We start from the raw sequence: 21,083 nt of genomic DNA, 5'->3' as shown, positions 1-21,083 counted from the left end.
TGCCACTTGTTCGTTTGGACAATAAAGCCCTTATAAGCTCGGACCAATGCGGTTAATGCTGAATTCCTGATGCCCCAATATTTCCGCCTTGGTGAGCTTGCCGCCCGCAACTTCCACGATTTCCTGCCAAATTCGATCTCCGGCTTCGCTGAGGCTGAAGGAACCGCTCAAAATTTCGCTGACATCCACGTCCATATTGTCCTCCATATGTCGGAAGGTGCCGGGGTTTCCCGTAATTTTGATGACGGGGACGACAGCGGCGCCGGTCGGCGTGCCGAGCCCCGTCGTGAAGCAGACGATGTGGGCTCCGCCTGCGGCCATGCCGGATACGCATTCGATATCGTTGCCCGGGGAGTCCATGAAATACAGGCCGTGATCCGGGATGCGCTCTGCATATTCAATGACGCCTTCGATGGGGGCCGTGCCGCATTTGCTGATGCAGCCTAGCGATTTCTCCTCGATGGTCGTAAGGCCACCGGCTATGTTGCCCGGACTCGGATTGCCTCCCCGCATATCGGCGCCCATGCGGTCCACTTCCTTCTCGAACCGATCGACGATATGGTACAGCTTCTCCTTGGTCATCTCTGACGCACATCGTTCCGCGAGTACATGCTCCGCGCCGATAATCTCCGTCGTCTCGCCGATCACGATGCCGCCGCCTTCAGCAATGAGGCGATCCGCCGCCGCTCCGAGAGCCGGATTGGACGCAAGACCGGAAGTCGCATCGGAGCCGCCGCATTTGACGCCGACTTTCAGCTTGCTGAGCGGAACGTCCGTTTGGGGCTGCTTGTCGAGCTCGGCTTTCATACGTTTAGCCAATTCGACGCCGTGTCCGATGGCCTTTACCGACCCGCCAACGGATTGGATGTCGAACCATTCCACCGGCTTTCCCGTCTTCCGAATTTCTTCGGCAAGACGCTTCGGATCAACGACTTCGCAACCTAAGCTAATGATAATGACGCCACCGACGTTCGGATTTTTTCCCGTTCCCGCCAGAACGTCGAAGGTGCGGTCCTTGTCGGCGCCGATCTGGCTGCAGCCATGCTGATGCGGTATCGCCACCGTATCCGGCACCGATTGCATAATCCGGTTGCATACTTGATTCGAGCAGATGACCGTAGGGATGATTAGCAAATGATTGCGGATTCCGATATCGCCGTTCGGCCGCAAATAAGCAGGTATCGTATTCATCGTTGTTCCTCCTGAGTCGTCTTGTCGCCGCGCCCGCGTATGCCTTCCACGTTATGAATGTGCACGTGCATGCCCGCTTCGATCTCTTCGGTTGCGCGGCCGATGACTTCTCCGTATTTTCGCACATCCGATCCCTTCGGAATGTTCATAATGGCAATTTTATGGCCAAATGCAACGTGCCCAAGAAGCTTGATCGAGATCAGCGTCTCGCCATGCCTGATCCATGCCGTATCGCCTTCTGACAAGTCCCGCAAAGCCGTCGCAACTTGATCTCTATCATGGACTGTGAGAGCGTCTGCCCCCGCGTGAATGTTACTTTCCAATAGATTCACCTCATCGTTTCATCTATAAAATAAACTGTCTTGACAATGCTTTCATTCCATCTTAGCATTTAATGATTAGTGATCGTTCTGGCAGAGGATGGTGCGAATGAATGGTTAATGTAATGGGATTGGGCTCGAATCCATACCTGGTTAACGTGCAGCTCGATCTATCCTTCGCCGCCTATACGAAAGTACCCGTCACTTGGCGCGATTATGACTATACCCCGTACTTCAATAAAATGTATTACGTTACGGAAGGCGAGGGGTATTTGAAAATAGGCAAACAAGAGTACTACCCCAAGCCGGGAGAGCTCTATATCATGCCCGCTGGCGTCTTGCAATCTTATGGCACGATCAGCGACAACACGCTGGGCAAGTATTGGTGCCACTTCACCTCGAAGCTTGGGGATCTCCAGCTATTCGATCATGTTGCCGTTTCCTCTTACGTCGTTAGGCCGGATGCCGAGGAGATGAAAGGTCTATTCGAGCGTCTCATCCGATACGCGAACCGGGATGATCTAACGTCCGGATTCCGCGTCCGTTCGATTCTGCTTGAGATGCTGTCTTCCTTCTTCGATCTGTGCGGTCATACCGCGCTGAATCGAACAACCAGCTCCACCTTCGATAAAATGAGCTCGGTTCTGCAGCATATTGAGGACAACGCTTCCCACCATATGACCGTTGAGGAACTCGCGCATATCGCGCATTTCCAGCCGAACTATTTCATCCATGTGTTCAAAAACTTCACCGGCCTCTCGCCGATCCAATATATTAACCGCCACCGTCTGGAGAAAGCGACCCAGCTGCTGACGTTCACAAGCATGAGCATTTCTTCGATCGCCGACTCCATCGGGCTCGAGCTCCCGTATTTCTCCCGTATGTTCAAGGAGCATAGCGGCTACGCGCCGAGCACCTACAGGGAGCTGATGGCAGGACCTCGGGCAAAATGAGAAAAACTCCTATCGGAGTAATTCGGGGATGTGCGACCGCGTTTAAGAGGAAGTTTTTATCGCCAATAGGAATGATTTTCTTTACGCTTTATCGCTTTAAAGAACTTAAACATTCCTATGTGGTGAGAAAAAGAGGGCGGGCAGCCCTTCTTTTTCTCTTGCTTATTTTCTCATGGATAAAATGTGCTTTGCGGCGTTGTGTTCGAGCACCAGCGGGAGTTGAACAGATGCTTGATCAAGGCATCTTTGGCATCTTCCGTCCCGATATAGCGCAGCGCTTCCAGAGCGTGGGCCCTTACATAACGGTTCTCGTCGTCCAAAGCGATTTGCAATTGCGGCACGGCCGCCTCGGCCGCTGCGCCCAATCTCGACAGCGATAAGCCTGTCGTAAACCGGACTTGCACATCTTCATCTTTCAAACACTCAATTAATCCTTCGATCGTTGCGTCCGACGGTTTGCCGAGCATTCCTAGCGATTCTACCGCCGTATAGCGGACTTGTGGAGCAGGATGCTGAAGCAGGTTAATCAGCTTGGATACGGCGCCGCTCGTCAGCTCCCGTTGTTCGCCCAAGGCAAAAGCCGCATGCATCACCGTATGCAGATTTTCGTGATCCAGAGCGTCGGTTAATCCGCTTATCGCTTCAACGCCGGATACGGACAGTCCGTAAGCGGAAATGCGCGAAACGCCTGCTTCATCATCGAGCAACCCTTGGAGCAGAGCTTCGATGCCCGGCGTCCCTGTGCGGGCAAGCTCGTATGCCGCATGCAGCGCGTTGGGCTCCGAAGCATCCCGCAGTTCCACGGCCAGCTGCTGAACGCTCTCCGCATCCGCCGAAGCCGTGTTCGCTACGCTGCCAAGCTTCCCGGACAACCAGTTCCATGTTTCTTCCCACATCGTGTCTTGCTGCCTGAAAGGACTTTTAATCTGTTCCGGCAGCTTCCATGCCTCTTCCTTCTGATTCCATGTAGGGCTTGTCGGAGCTTGCGTTCTCATAAATTCGAATTTCAGCATATAACGCGCTTTGCCGAGCACGTTCGGAGTCGAGCGGTGCCAGATATCGTAATGAATCAAAGCGAATGTTCCCGCTTCTCCGCTCGCGAGCGCTTCTTCCTTATTCTCATTGTCCACGAATGTTCTTGTCTGGTAATTCTGAGTCCCCGGCATGACGCCGGTCGGCCCCAATTCCACTGGCGTGTCTTGCGGGAAATACATGATCATCGCCCACCAAGGATGGTGATTGCGCATTTTGGAGTAACCCCAATAGCTGTCTTTGTGCCAGCCGCCCGCCTCGGGAATGGCATTGAAATGCCCATGTCGATGCGCATGCAGCATATAATCCGGTCCGAGTACGCTCGTTAATGCGCCGGTAATGACAGGGTGATCAAACACTTGCTGCAACTCGCGAATTCGAGGGAGAAGATTGTTGCCCGGATTTCCTTCATTCTCATACACGTAGCTCAACTGCTCAATCAAACTCTGATGAAACTCCTTCGAAAAATCGGTTTGCAGAATCAGAAAACCATCCGCGATAAATTGTCTCATTTGCTCATCCGTTAACAATAATGGCGTTTTGTTCCCCATGCCCGAGTGAACCTCCTTGATATTGGATTACACACTCATCATAAAAAAACAGACCCGCAACAGATATAGAGAAAGTTCATTCACATTTGCACAGAATTAAGTTGTTCGGAAATGCACCATGTGGCAAATTGTGATCCGGCAGCTTCTCCATGTTTCATTAAGCTAAAGGCAGGATGGTTTAGGGATATCTGCTATAATTAGTTTTATTTAGGTTCTGTTTCAGAGGGGGTTCAGGATTATGGTATTAAAGAAAAATAGCAAAGTTTATATTTCAATTATCGTAATCTTAATTGCAATATTCGTAATTTTTTCTTTAGACAATTCAATAAAGCAATATGGAAACGATAAAGAATCCATAGAAAAAGTTATTTCATCGATTGAGGGTTACGAAAACGATTCGATCGAGATTTTAGAGATAAAAGATATTTACGATATGAGGGTGGTTGGCTTTTTATCTAATAATAATCCTGCTTATATTCAGTTCTTTAAAAATCAAAAAGGGAATTATGAATGGAGACATATAGAAAAAAGTGTAAATCAATCATTTGCTTCATACCTAATTCAAGAGTCGAACAATGAAGCTAAATTATTGAAGTTTATGATTGTAACAAATCAAGCTAATGTTATTTCTAAAATGCAATTAGGCATAAATGAACAAGTGATACAACAGGAGTTTAACATCAACCAGAAGTCTGTTACTTGGATCAACTTACCTGAATCAAAGGGTGACACCTATACATTTAAATATAAATATTATGATAAGGATGGTAAGCTGATCGCAGATAATTAGATAACAAGGCGAAACGTTCATTCAACTAATAAAGAATATTGGCACAGTTGGTGCAGCCATTGCTGTAGGAAGGTTAATACTTAGATGTTTCCCTGCAGGCAGGAGACTTGTTCAAGGATTTTAAGGAGGAATAAAAGTGGATAAGTTTATAACCGAAACAAACGATACCCCTTGGCAGAACATGGACGATATTTATAGAGAACCAGTGTTCACAATTTCTAAGGGAAATGTAATCAATCTTTATGTAAGTAATTAAGAAATCAAAAGAAGTTGATGAATTAAAATTACTGTGTCAGGATCTTATTTGTGTATTTAACATGGAAAATCTTTTGATTACTGATTGGGAAGTAACATTAAAAGAATAACACTGTTTTGAACTCATGAAAAAACCTACCTCTCATAAAAATTGCCGGCACCCCTAAGCACTTCTCAAAGTTCCACAACATCGCTTGTTATGTGAGATCTGTTCCGTCTCAACCAGTAATAACTGGCTGACCTTATAATACGACGAGGAACGATTGCTCAATCAACATGAAGAACAAAGATAAGGCTGCCGGCGAACGGCAGCCTTCATGATCCGCAAGATCAGGTCTTTCCGACTAATCAGCAATATTACGGGTATAGTATTCGATTATATCTTTGCGGCGAATAATACCAAGGAAGACGCGATCAGCGTCTACGACCGGAACAAAGTTCTGATCGGCTGCCAACGCCAGCATATCATCCAAATCGGCGCTGATCGTGACGCATTCGACTTTCATCCGTTTTTTGATGGAGACGACAGGAATTTCGTGCATAGTATCGAAGCCGAGGCTGGGTGTGGCTTTCAGCTTCCATAACAAATCTCCCTCGGATAGCGTTCCGAAATATAAACCATTTTCGTCCAAGATCGGAATGGCCGTATAGTGGCTCGCCTCCAATTTATCCATGGCTTCTTTCATATTAGAGGATGTCATGAGGTAAGAGACCTCGTTTTTGGGATATAGAAACGATTTGATGTCCATTGAATCACGCTCCTTTGCTATATTAAAGCATATTTCGTCGTGGAGCGCATGTGGAAGGACTAGGCATGCCAAACATTATCGAATAAAGGATGCAAAAAGTGATCAGGTATGAACATTTCGTGCGAACAGGCCGCCCGCTAGAAAATACAGTTTAAAAGATAATTTACCGCGATGAAAGTTTTTTTGACCGTTACAATGATGGAAGAATGTTCAATTAGGGGGATTTGTCATGTTTCGGATCGATACCGAAATAAATCGGCGCCAAACGCTGAAACAAGCGAAGCAAGCAGCGCTTAATGCCTTACAGGAATACGAAGCAGACTGGAGTTCCATTCACTTCATCCAAGTATCCGAACATGTCACCTTCCGCGTAGAGACCGACGAGGGGGTACAGTTCTTGCTCCGCATTCACCCAGCAAGCAAACCGCGCGAGGAAACAATCTCCGAACTGCAATGGTTGTCGGCGATGAAGAGCAAAGGTCTTATCTTGCCCGAAGCCGTACCGAATCGTGAAGGCGCTTTCGTCACGGATGCGACGACGAGCACCGGACAAAGGTTCTATTCGACCTTGTTAAGATGGATCGAGGGAGAGCGCTTGGAAAAAGGGGCACTAACAGAGGAGGCGATCCGAAAAATGGGGGCGATGATGGCGAATCTTCACGAGGCAAGCACTGATTTTAGCCCATCCGCCAGCTTTGCACGCCCTTCTTGGGACAGCCAGAGCTTTAAACGGGACTGGGAGCATCTGAAACTGCATCACTCGCATTTCATTTCGGATGAAGCCCTTGAGTTGTACTCTATGGCAGCCGCTAAAGTGGCAGATCGTCTCGCTACGTTCACACGTCATGAACGGAACTATGGGATGATCCATGCGGACTTACACATTGGCAACGTCGTATTTCAGGATGATGAACCGTTTCCCATTGATTTCGGCAGGTGTGGCTTCGGCTATCATCTCTACGATATAGCTCAGTCGATCATGGGGCTGTATCCGCAACAGAGAGTTCATTTCATCAAAGGGTATGAGAGGATCAGACAATTGGACAACGAAGCCATTCCGAAACTGGAAAGCTTCTTCATCATGGCGATCATCGAAGCATACAGCTTCCATGCGGAGAATCCGCTTGAGACAGAAGGCTTGATTGAAGAGCAACCCTATGCACAAGCGATTTTGAGAGCCTATGTAGACGGGATGCCGTTCTTGTTCCAGTCACTTGAGGTCTCTTAACTAGTATTGTTAATCTAGATTGACCTGAGATCGTCTGGATAATTTAAATTCTTGCACCAGAACCATTTTTAGAATACCCTTGCAAATGGGAGGTGGCCAGATGGAGAATAAACATTCCCTCAAATTCAACAGACCAAAGGATTCACGTTTGTTTGAATCAGACAAAGAAATTCGTTTCGATCTTCCTTGTGAAACAGAATTTGATAATTTATCTTATATCGGTGTGGTTTTACACGAAACATGGCATGTACCCAACCACCATCATGAACATTTCGAACTATGTTATGTGGAGTGTGGAGAAGGTTGGTTTACGATAGACGGATCTTTCTATAAAGTTAGCCAGGGTGATCTTTTTATAACGAAACCAGGTGAAAGTCATCAGGGAGCAGCTGCTGGAGATTTGCCGTTCCGGTTGTATTACCTTGGCTTTAATCTCGAGCTCATGAGAAGCTTGGAAGCGGAATATTATAAAATCGGGTTCAATCGGGTGGAGAAGGACGAAAAAGGTCTAGTAAAAAGCATATTCGATAACATTTTAGAAGAACTGCGCATGAAAATCCCTTTGAATGATACGATGGTACAAGGTTTGTTTATCCAACTGCTTGTCTCCATAGTACGAATCTATAACGCCTCTTCGCAGGTAGGAAATCAAGAGTCGAAGAAGCTAACTTCGAACATGATCGATATATTAAATTACTTGCATGCCGATTTTCGTGCCGATCTTACAATCGAAGACCTTGCAAATAAATTCCATATCAGCCGTTCCCATCTGGCCCGGGAATTTAAACAGCATTTGGGGGTACCCATCGGTGAGTATATTCGTTCTCTCTGTTTGGACAAGGCGAAGCACTTGCTGCGTGAAACCGGCGAATCGGTAAGTTCCATTGCCGAGAGGCTGCATTTCACATCGATCCATACGTTTAGCATATTCTTTAAGCGGCACTGTGGAAAATCCCCCCTCGAGTTTCGGAAACAAAATTCTTCTCGTTGATCGGTCCCATCTGGTATCAGTTCAAAGATGATACAAATATTTAAATTTATGCTCATGATCGCCAAATAAACAGAAGATTAGGCATGTTATGATCATTTCAGAGTCAAATAAATTTAAATTGAGGATGAGGTGTTGTCAGATGGTAGATCATCGTGAAGTGCTTGAGAATTGTGTTCCTTCGGAGCAAGATGTTGCTTTTTTTGACGAGAATGGTTACTGGGTGTCTCCGGTCATTTTTTCGCAGGAAGAACTCGTACAAATTAAGGAGCATCAAGATAAGATGTACAAGGGTGAATACGAGACGACGAGAGAGCCGATATGCAATTGGCTGGAGAGTCAGGATAACCCGAGAGCATTACGGAAAACGGACAACTCTCATTGGTCTGACAAGACGCTTCGTCAGGTTGCGATAGATCCTACCATCGGAGCTATTGCCGCCAAATTGATGCATGCGGATGCGATTCGGTTGTTTCACGACCAACTGCTGTATAAACCGGGCAGAGGCAAAGGCAAAGAAACTGCTAATGTGGGCTGGCACCAAGATTATTCGTATTGGCAATGCTGCAAGGAACCATCGCTCATTACGGCATGGGTAGCGTTTACTGATGTGGACTTGTCCAATGGCTGTATGCAAATGGTACCGCGTAGTCATCAATGGGGGCTTCTGAATGTAAGCGATTTCTTCGAACAAAACATGTCGAAACAGCAGGAAACGATGGAAATTCCGGAAAATGAAATTTTCACTACGGTTCCGATTGTTATGAAAGCCGGTCAGGTCAGCTTTCACCACGCGTTGACGATTCACGGCAGTGGCCCTAACGCAACTGAGAGCGCTCGCCGCTCGATGGCTGTGCATCTGATGACGGGAGAGACGAGATACACTAGCAATTCAAGAGGAGATGGCCATTTTAATGCGCAAATGATGGCCGGTAAAGATGGAGAGCTATTCGCAGGTGAAGCATGGCCAGTGCTTTATGACGCAAGACGCTAATGATAGTCGCGATATATAAGAACCAGAAAACAAGCGAGCACACGAAAAAATGATCTCGACTATTCATTTGGAGGGAAAGAAAATGGCGGTAACGGTTGGCGGCGGCACTCATGTATATGAAGTTGCGGAAGGTTGGGCGAAGCTTCCTGAAAGCATTCAGTTCGGCTACACACACGGAATCGTGACTGATTCCAAGGATAACATCTACATTTTCCATACCAACGCTCCAGCGGTCGTGAAGCTCGATAAGGACGGTAACTATCTCTCCTCCTGGGGGGAAGAGTTCGCAGGAGGGGCTCACGGGTTCCTCTTGCACGCTGAAGGCGGGACGGAATATCTATACCTTACGGACGTCAACCGAGGATTGATGGTGAAAACAACGATGGAAGGCGAACCGTTATTGACACTCGGAACGCCGGATCTACCTGGTGTATACGACGCGGATCACAAGTTCGTTCCGACGGACGTCGCTGTTGCACCGAACGGTGACATTTACGTGACGGACGGTTATGGCCAGAACTGGATTCACCAATATAACGCACAAGGCGAACGTATTCGCTCCTGGGGCGGGACGGGTTCGGAAGCCGGTAAGCTGAGCTGCCCGCACGGCATCTCCATCGACCTACGACACGACGAGCCGGAAGTATACGTAGCCGACCGGAGCAACAATCGGATCCAAGTGTTCACGCTAGAGGGCGAGCATAAGCGGTTTGTCGACGAGAACATGGATATGCCGTGCAGTTTCTACTATTACAACGATGAGGTATACTTCCCGGATCTACATAGCCGGATTTCGATATTCGACCGCAACGACAAGTTGATCACGCACCTTGGTGAAGATCAGCAGGCGTACAAGCTGCAAGGCTGGCCGAACTTGCCGCTGGATTACTTCCGCGACAACCGATTCAGCTCCCCGCACGGTGTCTGCGTAGATTCCCAAGGCAACGTGCTCATCGCCGAATGGACCCAATACGGTCGCGTAACCAAATTGATCCGCAAACGATAGAAACATCCAAGAAGAGTTTGCGGATGTAAGGCATTGGACCACAACTGCAGACAAACATGTCATACAACATCATCGAAGAACCTGACCTATGGTCAGGTTCTTCGTACAACATCTGATTGATTTAAGATTGAGAAGTCAAAAATCTATAAGTATTTATCCTATGAAAACTAAAGAGACGGCCATTTTTGTCTAATGGGCGTAGGAATGGGAAGGGAGAAAGGTGATCTTTGGAAAAAGTCGCACATTCGAGCGACTTTTTTTGTTGAAGTTCATTTTTTTGTTCATGACAAGAACTCCTTGATCAATCCATAATGTGACAAAAACAAACAATGCCAATAAGCTTTGAAATAACACATTTTTTGAAGAGGCAGTGTAGCTCAAAGCTTGTTATGGTTCAATTATTAAATCGTATGAATATAAATTGTGGTACTCTGGTGATTAATATAGAATGGGCTAAAGTGAACTTTAACATAAAGGAGATCATCAAATTGTACACGATAAATGAAGTTAGAAAAATGTTTGATATTTCCGCTTCAACTTTACGATTTTATGAAAACGAAGGAATTCTCCCTGAGATTCGTCGAGATACTAATGGACGAAGGGTATACGATGATTCCCAAATAGAGTGGTTGAATCTGCTTGTTGCTTTAAAAGATACTGGAATGCCATTAGAGAAGATTAAAGAATACCTTCATATGGCATATGAAGGTGACAACACTCTGGAACAGAGAAGACAAATACTACAGGAACATAAACAAAGTGTTGAGGAGAAATTAGCTTTAACTTTGAATCATCTTGAGAAAATAAATAATAAAATAATCCTTTATGATGTGCTCGTTCTTAAAAAGGATCCGCAAAAATTCACCATATAATTTCCTGTTTGACTTAAACAATACTTTAACTGGTATAGTCTTATTGCAAGTGTAGGTGAGGTTGTGATTGCAACAATATTTAGGCATATAACCAAGAAAGGTCGTGAGCTTGTGATAACAAGAACTTTAGGGAATTCTGATTTATCTGTTTCGTCCATTGGACTAGGATTAATGGGAATGTCACCAGGAGTATACGGAAGTGTTAATGATGATGATTCGATAAAGACTATTCATCGGGCTCTAGAGCTAGGCGTCACTTTATTTGATACCGCAGATGTTTATGGAAATGGGCACAATGAGGAGTTGCTTGGACAAGCACTTAAAGGACGGCGTGATCAAGCAATTGTAGCAACCAAGTTCGGATTTTCCCCAAATTTTGGACCACTGAGTGGGCATCCCGACTACGTAAAAAAATCGATTGATGAAAGCCTCCGGCGTTTAGGCATGGAGTACATCGATCTATATTATCAACATAGGGTCGATCCAAATGTTCCGATTGAAGAGACCGTAGGAGCAATGTCAGATCTCGTTAAAGCTGGTAAAGTGCGATTTCTCGGTCTGTCGGAGGCAGGAGCATCCACGATTCGTCGTGCTAATTCCATTCATCCTATTTCTGCTTTACAGACAGAATACTCACTTTGGAGTCGAGATGTTGAAGAGATCACCCCAACATTAATTGAGCTTGGCACTACGCTTGTGGCATATAGTCCACTGAGCAGAGGCTTTATCACCGGTGAACTACGTACGTTCGAAGACTTGGCCGACGATGATGTTCGCAGATGGCTGCCGCGATTCCAAGGAGAAAACTTCAAGAAGAACGTGGAAATCGTTGACAAGATCAAGGAGATCGCATTGGAGAAAAATTGTACACCATCCCAATTAGCTATAGCCTGGACGATCGCAAATGGAGCACTACCGATTCCGGGAACGAAGCGCATCAAAAATCTAGAGGAAAATACAGCTGCAGCGGATGTTATTCTTACTAAAGAGGATCTCCAACGGATTGAATCGGTTAGTCCTAAAATTGCTGTAGCAGGGGAACGTATGCCTGAAGATGGGATGAAGGCAGTGAATCTATAAGATACACAAGGCTACACATTTTACCTAGTATTTGCAGTTAAGGTAATGAAAAACGAAGCTCCGCAAGACACGACGGCAACCGGCAAGATCGGTTGCCGTTGTTCATTAAAGTAAAAATGGAGGAAAGTATGAAAACTAAGATCGAGCAACCTAAAATTCCAGTTGAGTTACTTGTAAGAATGTCTCTTGATTCATTAGAGTCAAGAGATGAGATTAATAATGGAGTAATTGAACATATAACCATTGAACATCAAGATGCAGTCAAAGTTTCTTTAGATAAAATGATTTTAAGAAATGTAACCATTACAGATTCATCGTTGGAACAAATCGAACTTACAGATACTGTTTTTGAGAATTGTGATTTTTCAAATATAAATTTTTCAACTTCATTTATAAATCGTACTGAATTTATAAATTCCAAACTTATTGGTACAAATTTCTCTCAAAGTAGATTGCAAAATGTTCGTTTTCTGAACTGCTTAGGTGATTATTCGTATTTTCGCTTCGCTAAATTTAAACAGGTGAGCTTCGAAGATTGTTCATTAATAAGCGCTGACTATTACACTTCTACTTTTCAAAAAATATTTTTTGCCCATTGTAATATCGATCAAGTCTATATGATCGGTTCAAAATTAAAGGGAGTCGATCTAAGCGATTGTAGCTTTAATGTACTAAGTGTAGAGGCTGAGGGTTTAGATGGTTGTATTATCGCTAGTCATCAAGCTTCAACTTTTGTGGGGCTTATGGGAATGATTATTCGTTAATCGATACTTAAGAGGCTACAAATACCATGGATCATTATTAAGGTAACGAGAACGATAGCTCATTCAACAAACAGCGGCAGCCGATCAGAGGATCAGCTGCTATTTTTATTGAAGTAAGGTACACTTTAGCACAACGACAAGACATTTGCCATCATCCACAACAGCAGATGTCTTGCTTTTGATTTGTACCAAGTTGTTATCTAGAGGGACAGTGAACTAAACAAATCAAATGTCGGAGGACAAGAACATATATGCATCAGAAACCGCGTAAATCGCGGTTTTTTTGTTTTAAGAATATAAGTTCTTATCCAAACTTGAGGACAAGAACTTATATCCTTAACCGATAAGGACAAGAACATATATCCATAGCCGAAATGAGAGGAAATCAGGCAGCGTCCGGAAAACCTTTAAAACGAAGCTCAGAGGATTACACTTAAGCGGGCACATGCTGCAGGAGGCTAACAAGAGCATAGGGTCCAACCACATTGAGAAATTGGTACAATCTGCCCCTAAGCTAATTATAGGAATTGCATCTTTAACCATGAAACGAAAAGGGGCCGCGGCCCCTTCTAAAGCATTATTGAGGAATAATTAACTTTTGCCCAACTTTGAGGTAAGTGTTCGGATTTAGATTGTTATACTTAATAATCGCTTGTATACTTACACCAAATTTTTTCGAAATATTCCACAAAGTATCACCTGGCTTCACTGTATAAGGCTGACTAATATTGATGCGTGACCAATCAAATAGCTTCCCAGGATTCTTTTTTCTATCCGGAGCATACTCGTTATGGCCCACAATATGTTTTCTGTTCCGTTGAATTGTAGGGTGGCGTTTAATAATTTCATTCAATAAGCGATTTAGGGAGTAATACTGAGCATCGGTATATCCAATATTAGCAGGGGAGATCAAACCATACGTTTTTTCAGGCATGATAGACAGCATCTCATCCCGTGTTCCAATCGCTAACATCTCGATTCCGATCGAATACTCGTTCATTTTGTTTTGGTACTCTGGGAATCCTGGAAGCATGCCTTTTCCAGCGTGAAATGCGACGCGGTCTTCACTCACCAATCGGTAAATTTCTCCGTTCCGTCCAATCATGTAATTAGCGGAGACTCCGTAGGTAAGAAAAATGCGATAAACGTCTTCTACATTATACGGGTTCTGCGGTTTTTGTACGGCATTCGAAATAAAGTGAATCATCACATGTGTGACTTGGTTAGTCCGGGGGTACGAATATTTTGGTGGAAGGTAATAATTATGTATTGAGACAGAGCCGACATTTGTACTAGCTTGTGAAATGCCACGATTGAGTGACTGCTTTTTGTTTTCCGAGATCGGTGCCGGCTCCGTGCTTTGGCCGCTGCATCCTATTAAGATCATGCATCCAAAAAAGACCGAAAAGAAACTGCCCAGTTTCAAAATAAGCACTCCTCTATAATTTAAATCCTTGGTTTTTGATTATCATCCACTGTAGACATGCCAATTATGCATGAGGCACTTCACCAAACTGGATCAAATTGCGGCAAGTAATGCGACGTTTTAGTGGTCGAAACATTACACATTATACCGGAGATCCACAGGCGACATTTGCAAAGCAGGGGGCGCTGTAGGAGTTGCTATACGCTGAACGATCAGTGGGCGACATGCACGGAGAGGCACGGCGCTTTAGTATGAAATCTGGCTTCCGACGATGTTCGGTTAGCAAGGTCAATCTTATCGCGGCTGGCGGTCTCAGAGGCAATTAGCAGGAAGAGCTTTACTTCATTCTTAGCCAATCACACAGAGTGAAAATTCACACTTGTTGATATGAGACCTTAACGAAGTTTTCGGATGGTGAGCTGGTTTCCAGTATTAAAACTTAACCCAATAAAAGGTTTAATTACCAGCAGTATTTAGATATTAACCGAAGGCAGACCGTGGTATATTATCTACGTCATAATAGTTTACACATCATTCGAGAGGGGTACTCTATTATCAAATCTTATTGGAGCATCTGGTGCGCTTGCTTCCCCTGAAGAATCGCAGCGTGTTTCCCAGAAGAACAAGCTTGTGGCTGATATCGGTGAAATACCGAATAAACTTCCTAAGGAAAAGCTGGAATTAACAAGCAAGCGTACAAAATACTCCACCAGGTTCCTCAACCCGGATGGCAGCTTTACTGAAGAAATCTATCTCGAGCCGAAGTTTTACCAGGATCGGGCAGATAAAAAGTGGAAGAAGATCGATAACAGTCTTAAGGCAAAGACTTCCGGGAAGTATGAAAACGGAGCTAACGACTTCAACGCCACATTTGCCGACAATTCAGAATTAGGTGACCTTGTTACTGTTGAAAAGGAAGGTAAAAGTCTAGCAATTGTTCCTGTACTGGCAAACAAAGTCAAAGGCTCAATTAAAGAAGACAAAATCACTTATGCCGGACTTTATAAGGATACGGATGTCCGATATCAGGTAAAAGGTGACGCAGTTAAGGAAGACATCATTCTGAACAAATATAACAACAAAAATGTATTTTCATATGAACTGAAGATGAGCGGAATAACTGCTTCGGTTGATAAGGACGGAACGATTCTATTTAGAGATAACAAAGGCAACAAAATCTGGTATTTTGAAAAGCCCTTTATGACCGATGCAAACGGTAAATATTCGGATAAAGTTACATTGACGCTCCGAAATGAAAACGGAAAAACCTATGTCGATGTTACAGCCGACAAGACATTCCTTGAAGATCCCGACACACAATATCCCATTACCATAGACCCGACGATCGACAGCTGGAATATATTGCGGGATACATTCGTTTCCAGTGCGTTTCCCACTTCGTCCTATTCGAGTAATACGTTGATGTATACAGGAAATGATAGCGGCTATTATGGCACGATGCGGTCTCTGCAGCAATTTTATCTGCCGAGCCTCCCCAGCGACAGTAAAATTTCAAGTGCAAACTTCAACGCTTACCAGACCAGAGTAGAGTCTACCAATGTCTCTGTAGACCTGTTGAAAATAACCTCCGGTTGGACGGGTTCTGTAACATGGAATACTCAGCCTACAATCCATGCAACGCCCGAATCGACCGTAACCAGCAATGCATCCGGTACATACTGGCAGTGGGATATAACCCAGTTAGCGAAGGACTGGTATAATGGTGTACTGCCAAACTATGGATTCATGCTCAAGCAGAAGAATGAGGGCACATCTCCTTATAGGTCGTTCAATACGGTTAACGCAAGCACCAATACGCCAAGACTTACGATCAATTATACAATAGATCCCATCGGACTTGAGGATTTCTGGGGCTATACAGAAGATGGCGTAAATCCAACAAACGGAAACTTCGTACTTCAACAAACCGACTTTTCAATACCCGGAAGAGGTGTGCCTGTTAGCATTGATCGGTCTTACAACAGCCGTAAATCCAATGTAGCAGGTATGTTCGGATATGGCTGGAAGAGTAATGTGGAAGCTCAGCTTGTCGATTCAGGCAGCGGTCCCATTACGCTTATAGACGGAGATGACACACTTCATATCTTCGGACAGGCAGTTGGAGGAGGTTATGTAGCTGCCGGAGGGGTATACCTGACCTTAGTAAAGAATGGCGACAATACCTATACGGTAACCCGAACCGACGGTACAAAAATCAATTTCAATAACAGCGGTAAAATATCTTCTATGGTAGATACTAATAACAATACGACTTCTTATAGCTACATTTCAGGTAAGCTTACAACGATCACCGATGCTTCGGGCAGGACGACAACCATTGCCTACGGCGCTAACGGTTATGTTTCAAGTATAACCTACAATTCGGCCAATCGTACGGTAAACTATGAGTATGATGCGTCATACAACCTGACAAAGGTTACCGACCCGGCTGGAAAGTTCGTAACAATGGGCTACGACTCTGCCCATAACATGACTACCATAACCGACCAGAGAAATATAACAACAACTGTAGGATATGACGTACCAAATGACAGAGTAACCAGCTTCAGCAGGCCGATCACGATCGATGGTGCTGTACAGACCAGCACCACTAATTATAACTATTACACGGCATACAGTGTTACGTCGGTCATTGATGGTGAAGGGCGGAGAAAAGACTACACTTATAATTCCAGCAATAATATCGTCCAAATTGCGGAAAATCCACAGGATACGGCAAACAAAGCGGTTACAACCTATGCGTATGATAATAATAATAATCTCACGCAGGTAAAGGAAGCCAATGTCAATAAGACGGAAAATTATGCCTATGCTTTTGTTTACACTTATGATGGGAACGGCAATATTACCGGTGTGACGCCTCCTGGACAGCAGACCAATCCCGTAAATGTCTATGTGTATACCTACGACTCGAACGGGAATGTTACCGGTGTACAGCTTCCTGAAAATCAGTCGGAGATACACACCTACGACAGCCAGAACAATAGGATTAGTTCACGGGATTTCAACTTGAACACAAGCAATTTCAGTTATGACGCAAGCAATAATCAAACGGAATCAACAGATCCTTACACTCAGACTGCCGCAAGTAGGTATTTGTTGAACGGTAACCTTGAGTACTCGACAAATATGATGGCAGCAGCTGATAACTTGCTGGCAAATTCAAGCTTTGAGTTGGATGGCGATTCCAATAACTGGCCTGATAACTGGTCCCAGCTGGTTGATACAGGAAAGACGGCAACCTTTGCATGGTCGGGTACGGCTAAATACGGTAATAAAGGTGTCAGTATATCAAATCCAACGGGTTGGGCGGTAGTTACCTCTGATTTTATATCTGTCACCGCGACAGATAAATTTATCGTCAGCGGGTATGCAAAAACAACAGGTACAACCAGCAATTCTCTTATAAAAGTCGATTTCTATAACTCGTCAAACGTATGGATCAGCCAGCAATTATCTTACGCATTAAAGGGAACCCATGACTGGACTCGCGTGCAGGCTGTCGTTGACAGCATTCCGGCCGGAACAGCGAAAATTAAAGTATCGGCAGGTATGGATCCTGGTACAGGTACAGCTTATTTTGATGGAATACAGCTTGAAAAAGGGACTGTATTAAGCGCCTATAACCTGCTTGATAACTCCAGCTTCGAGCGCGACGCTAATGCAGACAACTATCCCGACAATTGGGACAGGGGCGCTTTGACATCGAGCGATGTTAAAGATACCGCGGAGAAGCATATCGGTTCCTATTCCTATAAGATAACCGGGCAAAGCGGAGTAAACAAATATATCAAGCAGCGGATAAATATCTCGGGTGATGCTAATACGAAGCTTACCCTGTTAGGTTGGTCGAAACAGTCGGGTGCGAACCCGAGTGGAGGCTATTACAACATGCAGGTGGCGATCCACTATACAAGTGGGGTAACCGATTGGAACAATTCCAATGCGTTCGATAAGGCAGCTTCCGGCTGGCAGCACGTAGCAGCTACTGTCAATCCAACAGCGTCTTTTGATTGGATTGAAGTATACTATTACTACTACAATCAGACCGGTACAGCGTGGTTTGATGCATCGAGGCTGGAGATCGGGGCTTCCCATACCTTTAACACCTATGATACAAACGGCAACTACGTGACCAGTGTAAAAGATCCACTGGGGAATACTGCAGATTACACCTATGACGCCTTTGGGAATGTGATGACTGCAGAGGATCCGAAAAATCAGACGACTTCATTCCAATACGACAGCAGGAACCTTCTTACTAAGGTGACAGATGCAAAGAACGGAATAACCACTTATGGATATGGCAATGCTGGGAACAGGACTACGGTCACTGATGCAAGGAACAAAACAACAACCTATGAGTATAACGAGTTCAATCGGGTTTCAATGATAACAAACCCGTTAAACCAGGCTATACAGTTAGGGTATAATAAAAACGGACAGAATACGAAGGTGATTTATCCAAAAGGCGACAGCATAACGAGTTCCTACAACGCATTGAACCGCCTAAACGGAGTATCTTATAACGGAGTGCAGAAGTGGGGTTACACCTACGACATCAATGGAGATGTTACCTCAATAAGTAACATTGCCGCGGGTAAAACTACCGACTTCACTTACGACAAGAATAACCGTGTAACAAGGATGTCTGAAGGTGCGAATAACAGGTTTGATTACGGTTATGACAATAACAGTAACCTGACATCCCTGACTCTTACTGCAGGAGCGTCTTCGGTAACACACGGTTACACTTATAACAGCTTAAACCAGTTGACGGCATTAGCAAGAAACAGCTCTAACCTTGTCAAGTTCGTATACGACGAGAGAGGCAATGTCATATCAGCCAGATCCAGCAATGGGACCTACACCTCGTATGAGTACGATGCCGACAACAGGCTGACGGTGATGAAAAACTACAATGCAGCCGGTGCAGTGTTGGATTCCTATGCTTACACTTATGATGCCAACAGCAACCGGACTAGTATCGTAACGAATTCTGGCACTATATCGTACCAATACGATGCATTGAACCAGTTGATTCAGGAAACATTACTGGATGGAACTACAATCACTTACGAGTATGATGCGGCAGGAAACAGAACGAAGAAAATGGTTGGCGCTAATATTACAAACTACACTTATGATAGCGGCAACCAGCTTACTGCAGTAAACGGTCAATCGTACACGTATGATGCTAACGGGAATCTCACTAGCAATGGCCCTAAGACCTACGTGTATAATGAAGTGAACCAGCTTATCGAGGTGAAAAATACCGGCGGTAGCACAATAGCGACCTTCACCTATGACGATCAGGGCAGACGCATAAGCATGACAGCTTCTGGTTCTACTTCTAATTTCCATTACGATGGAGATAAGGTTGTTTATGTTACGGATACAAATAATAACATTACTTCCGAATATACCTGGGATGCTGCCGGTAAACCGGTTACAATGAGGTACAATGGCGCCACCTATTACTATCATGTGGATGGGCACAGTAGTGTCACTGCGATGACTGATGCCAGCGGCAATACAGTAGCTCAGTATCAGTATGATGCTTGGGGTAATATTATCTCACAGTCAGGTACAATGGCTTCGATAAATCCATACAGGTATTCGGGATACAGGTATGATGAATCTACGGGGCTGTATTACTTGATGGCTAGGTATTATGATCCTAATATAGGCAGATTTATTACAAGAGATACTTTCCATGGCTTTGAAGAAGAACCAATTAGCTTGAATCAGTATGCATATTCAAAAAATAACCCAGTAAACTATTATGATCCTAGCGGGCACGCATATAAGAAAATAGAATATGCCTACGGAATGTACATTGCCTTCAGATCTGGTTGGAACTGGGCTAGAATCCATTTTAAAATTACAAAAGGTGGATTATTAGTAAAAGGAATCGATTTTTATTCAGATAAACTTTTAGATGCGCTCTGGGCAGTAGTTGTAGCAGGTACAGGTGGTGCAGCATTAACTGCGGGATTGGTATATGTAACAAGTAAAAGGCTCCTAAAGAATTTTCTAATTAAAATGATTGAAAAAAATACTCAGAAATATAAGAGTAGTCAATCAAATTGGTATACGGTATTGTTTGAAGAAACTTTCCCTCTTTGGGGGGAAAACACAGCAGGTTATCGGAATTCTTTGTAAACTCGATCCGGCACTGTATAGTGCCGGTATTTCTTAAGAAAGGGAGATAACATGAATATTTTTCTTTTTATCCTTAGTTTATGTTCAATGTATATTGGAATTTATTATCTTTATCAAATTTTTACTTTATATAAACAATTAAAAAGTACTGATAGTAATGTAATATTAACTGAAATATTTACGCGAGTATTGTTAAACAATGACTTATTAAAAGGGTTAGGTTCAATATTGATTGGTTTGATTTTATTATATGTAAGTTTCCTTTAGGCTCAACCTCAAAATTTGAGCTAGATAGTTGACTTGACTTACGATGGCGGTTGTAATAAATATGAATACCAGCAAAAGCGACTGCGATAACGAGTAAAGTAATGGTGACGTTTTGACAGCCTCAACGGTTACACATACGCATCAACTTTGATGGTAGTACGAATCGACCTTCCAATTGCGCATCGTCTCGAGAGTGCTTGATGCAGAGTTGAATATTAAAGATAAATTTAAAAAGTTTGTGATTGAAGGTCGCGATTCATGCGACCTTCTTTTAGGTGCGCCACGCATACCCATAGGCTTGGAGTAGCAAATTTGGCAAATCTAATATTCGTCATGAAGTGGCCAGCTTCAGGAACAAGGGTCGCATAACGAGTTAATGGGGAAAAGCGGATCATACAGTCGTATTTTCAATTTACAGACATCATGGTATG

At 44.2% G+C, this 21,083-nt stretch carries 15 protein-coding genes; 10 read left to right on the top strand and 5 right to left on the bottom strand.

The features are described 5' to 3' along the window. Positions 1–30: 30 nt before the first annotated feature. Both RB620_RS19700 and RB620_RS19695 read right to left on the bottom strand, forming a co-directional pair. The gene (locus RB620_RS19700) at positions 31–1,191 is read right to left on the bottom strand and encodes a UxaA family hydrolase (protein WP_308097251.1); all 1,161 of its coding nucleotides are present in this window, start codon (positions 1,189–1,191) and stop codon (positions 31–33) included. After that, on the bottom strand, positions 1,188–1,514 hold the full coding sequence (locus RB620_RS19695; RefSeq protein ID WP_308097250.1) for a UxaA family hydrolase: 327 nt from the start codon (positions 1,512–1,514) through the stop codon (positions 1,188–1,190). Before RB620_RS19695 ends, RB620_RS19700 begins: the two co-directional genes overlap by 4 nt. Positions 1,515–1,624: 110 nt before the next feature. On the opposite strand from RB620_RS19695, the gene RB620_RS19690 reads away from it, so the two are divergent. Beyond that, on the top strand, positions 1,625–2,464 hold the full coding sequence (locus tag RB620_RS19690; protein ID WP_308097248.1) for an AraC family transcriptional regulator: 840 nt from the start codon (positions 1,625–1,627) through the stop codon (positions 2,462–2,464). Between the two features lie 170 nt (positions 2,465–2,634). Here RB620_RS19690 and RB620_RS19685 read toward each other — a convergent pair whose 3' ends face one another. Continuing rightward, positions 2,635–4,047: a HEAT repeat domain-containing protein gene (locus RB620_RS19685; RefSeq protein ID WP_308097246.1), complete on the bottom strand. Its 1,413-nt coding sequence runs from the start codon at positions 4,045–4,047 to the stop codon at positions 2,635–2,637. A gap of 238 nt (positions 4,048–4,285) precedes the next feature. Between RB620_RS19685 and RB620_RS19680 the strand changes: the two genes are divergently transcribed. Next, positions 4,286–4,837: a hypothetical protein gene (locus RB620_RS19680; protein ID WP_308097243.1), complete on the top strand. Its 552-nt coding sequence runs from the start codon at positions 4,286–4,288 to the stop codon at positions 4,835–4,837. A gap of 599 nt (positions 4,838–5,436) precedes the next feature. On the opposite strand, the gene RB620_RS19675 is transcribed toward RB620_RS19680, so the two are convergent. Next, positions 5,437–5,841 carry a CBS domain-containing protein gene (locus RB620_RS19675; RefSeq protein WP_308097241.1) on the bottom strand — a complete coding sequence of 135 codons (405 nt, stop codon included), beginning with the start codon at positions 5,839–5,841 and terminating at the stop codon, positions 5,437–5,439. A gap of 229 nt (positions 5,842–6,070) precedes the next feature. Between RB620_RS19675 and RB620_RS19670 the strand changes: the two genes are divergently transcribed. The 7 genes from RB620_RS19670 to RB620_RS19640 all read left to right on the top strand — a co-directional run bounded on the left by RB620_RS19670 (position 6,071) and on the right by RB620_RS19640 (position 12,773). Beyond that, positions 6,071–7,069: a phosphotransferase enzyme family protein gene (locus tag RB620_RS19670; RefSeq protein WP_308097239.1), complete on the top strand. Its 999-nt coding sequence runs from the start codon at positions 6,071–6,073 to the stop codon at positions 7,067–7,069. 100 nt (positions 7,070–7,169) lie between these two features. Further along, positions 7,170–8,060, top strand: coding sequence for an AraC family transcriptional regulator (locus RB620_RS19665; RefSeq protein WP_308097237.1), 891 nt, complete (start codon positions 7,170–7,172; stop codon positions 8,058–8,060). 139 nt (positions 8,061–8,199) lie between these two features. Beyond that, positions 8,200–9,051, top strand: coding sequence for a phytanoyl-CoA dioxygenase family protein (locus tag RB620_RS19660; RefSeq protein WP_308097235.1), 852 nt, complete (start codon positions 8,200–8,202; stop codon positions 9,049–9,051). Positions 9,052–9,133: 82 nt separating this feature from the next. After that, the gene (locus RB620_RS19655) at positions 9,134–10,057 is read left to right on the top strand and encodes an NHL repeat-containing protein (protein ID WP_308097233.1); all 924 of its coding nucleotides are present in this window, start codon (positions 9,134–9,136) and stop codon (positions 10,055–10,057) included. Positions 10,058–10,545: 488 nt separating this feature from the next. Continuing rightward, the gene (locus RB620_RS19650) at positions 10,546–10,929 is read left to right on the top strand and encodes a MerR family transcriptional regulator (RefSeq protein WP_308097231.1); all 384 of its coding nucleotides are present in this window, start codon (positions 10,546–10,548) and stop codon (positions 10,927–10,929) included. Positions 10,930–11,040: 111 nt separating this feature from the next. Further along, positions 11,041–12,009, top strand: a complete 969-nt coding sequence (locus RB620_RS19645) for an aldo/keto reductase (RefSeq protein ID WP_308097286.1) — start codon at positions 11,041–11,043, stop codon at positions 12,007–12,009. 128 nt (positions 12,010–12,137) lie between these two features. Further along, a complete protein-coding gene (locus tag RB620_RS19640) occupies positions 12,138–12,773 on the top strand; it encodes a pentapeptide repeat-containing protein (protein WP_308097229.1) in 636 nt (211 codons plus the stop codon). 577 nt (positions 12,774–13,350) lie between these two features. Here RB620_RS19640 and RB620_RS19635 read toward each other — a convergent pair. After that, on the bottom strand, positions 13,351–14,199 hold the full coding sequence (locus tag RB620_RS19635; protein ID WP_308097227.1) for an N-acetylmuramoyl-L-alanine amidase: 849 nt from the start codon (positions 14,197–14,199) through the stop codon (positions 13,351–13,353). A 630-nt stretch (positions 14,200–14,829) separates the two neighbouring features. Between RB620_RS19635 and RB620_RS19630 the strand changes: the two genes are divergently transcribed. Further along, positions 14,830–20,385: a DNRLRE domain-containing protein gene (locus tag RB620_RS19630; RefSeq protein WP_308097225.1), complete on the top strand. Its 5,556-nt coding sequence runs from the start codon at positions 14,830–14,832 to the stop codon at positions 20,383–20,385. Positions 20,386–21,083 lie beyond the last annotated feature (698 nt).

Origin of the sequence: Paenibacillus sp. LHD-117 (assembly GCF_030929555.1) — a bacterium.
Lineage (GTDB): Bacteria > Bacillota > Bacilli > Paenibacillales > Paenibacillaceae > Pristimantibacillus.
The sequence above is the reverse complement of the archived record's forward strand: the minus strand, read 5'-3'. Positions and strand labels throughout refer to the sequence as shown.

Excerpts from the sequence above, each read along its gene's own strand:
- RB620_RS19700 (WP_308097251.1), bottom strand. The coding sequence starts at position 1,191 with ATGAATACGATACCTGCTTATTTGCGGCCGAACGGCGATATCGGAATC.
- RB620_RS19690 (WP_308097248.1), top strand. The coding sequence starts at position 1,625 with ATGGTTAATGTAATGGGATTGGGCTCGAATCCATACCTGGTTAACGTG.
- RB620_RS19685 (WP_308097246.1), bottom strand. The coding sequence starts at position 4,047 with ATGGGGAACAAAACGCCATTATTGTTAACGGATGAGCAAATGAGACAA.
- RB620_RS19680 (WP_308097243.1), top strand. The coding sequence starts at position 4,286 with ATGGTATTAAAGAAAAATAGCAAAGTTTATATTTCAATTATCGTAATC.
- RB620_RS19675 (WP_308097241.1), bottom strand. The coding sequence starts at position 5,841 with ATGGACATCAAATCGTTTCTATATCCCAAAAACGAGGTCTCTTACCTC.
- RB620_RS19670 (WP_308097239.1), top strand. The coding sequence starts at position 6,071 with ATGTTTCGGATCGATACCGAAATAAATCGGCGCCAAACGCTGAAACAA.
- RB620_RS19665 (WP_308097237.1), top strand. The coding sequence starts at position 7,170 with ATGGAGAATAAACATTCCCTCAAATTCAACAGACCAAAGGATTCACGT.
- RB620_RS19660 (WP_308097235.1), top strand. The coding sequence starts at position 8,200 with ATGGTAGATCATCGTGAAGTGCTTGAGAATTGTGTTCCTTCGGAGCAA.
- RB620_RS19655 (WP_308097233.1), top strand. The coding sequence starts at position 9,134 with ATGGCGGTAACGGTTGGCGGCGGCACTCATGTATATGAAGTTGCGGAA.
- RB620_RS19640 (WP_308097229.1), top strand. The coding sequence starts at position 12,138 with ATGAAAACTAAGATCGAGCAACCTAAAATTCCAGTTGAGTTACTTGTA.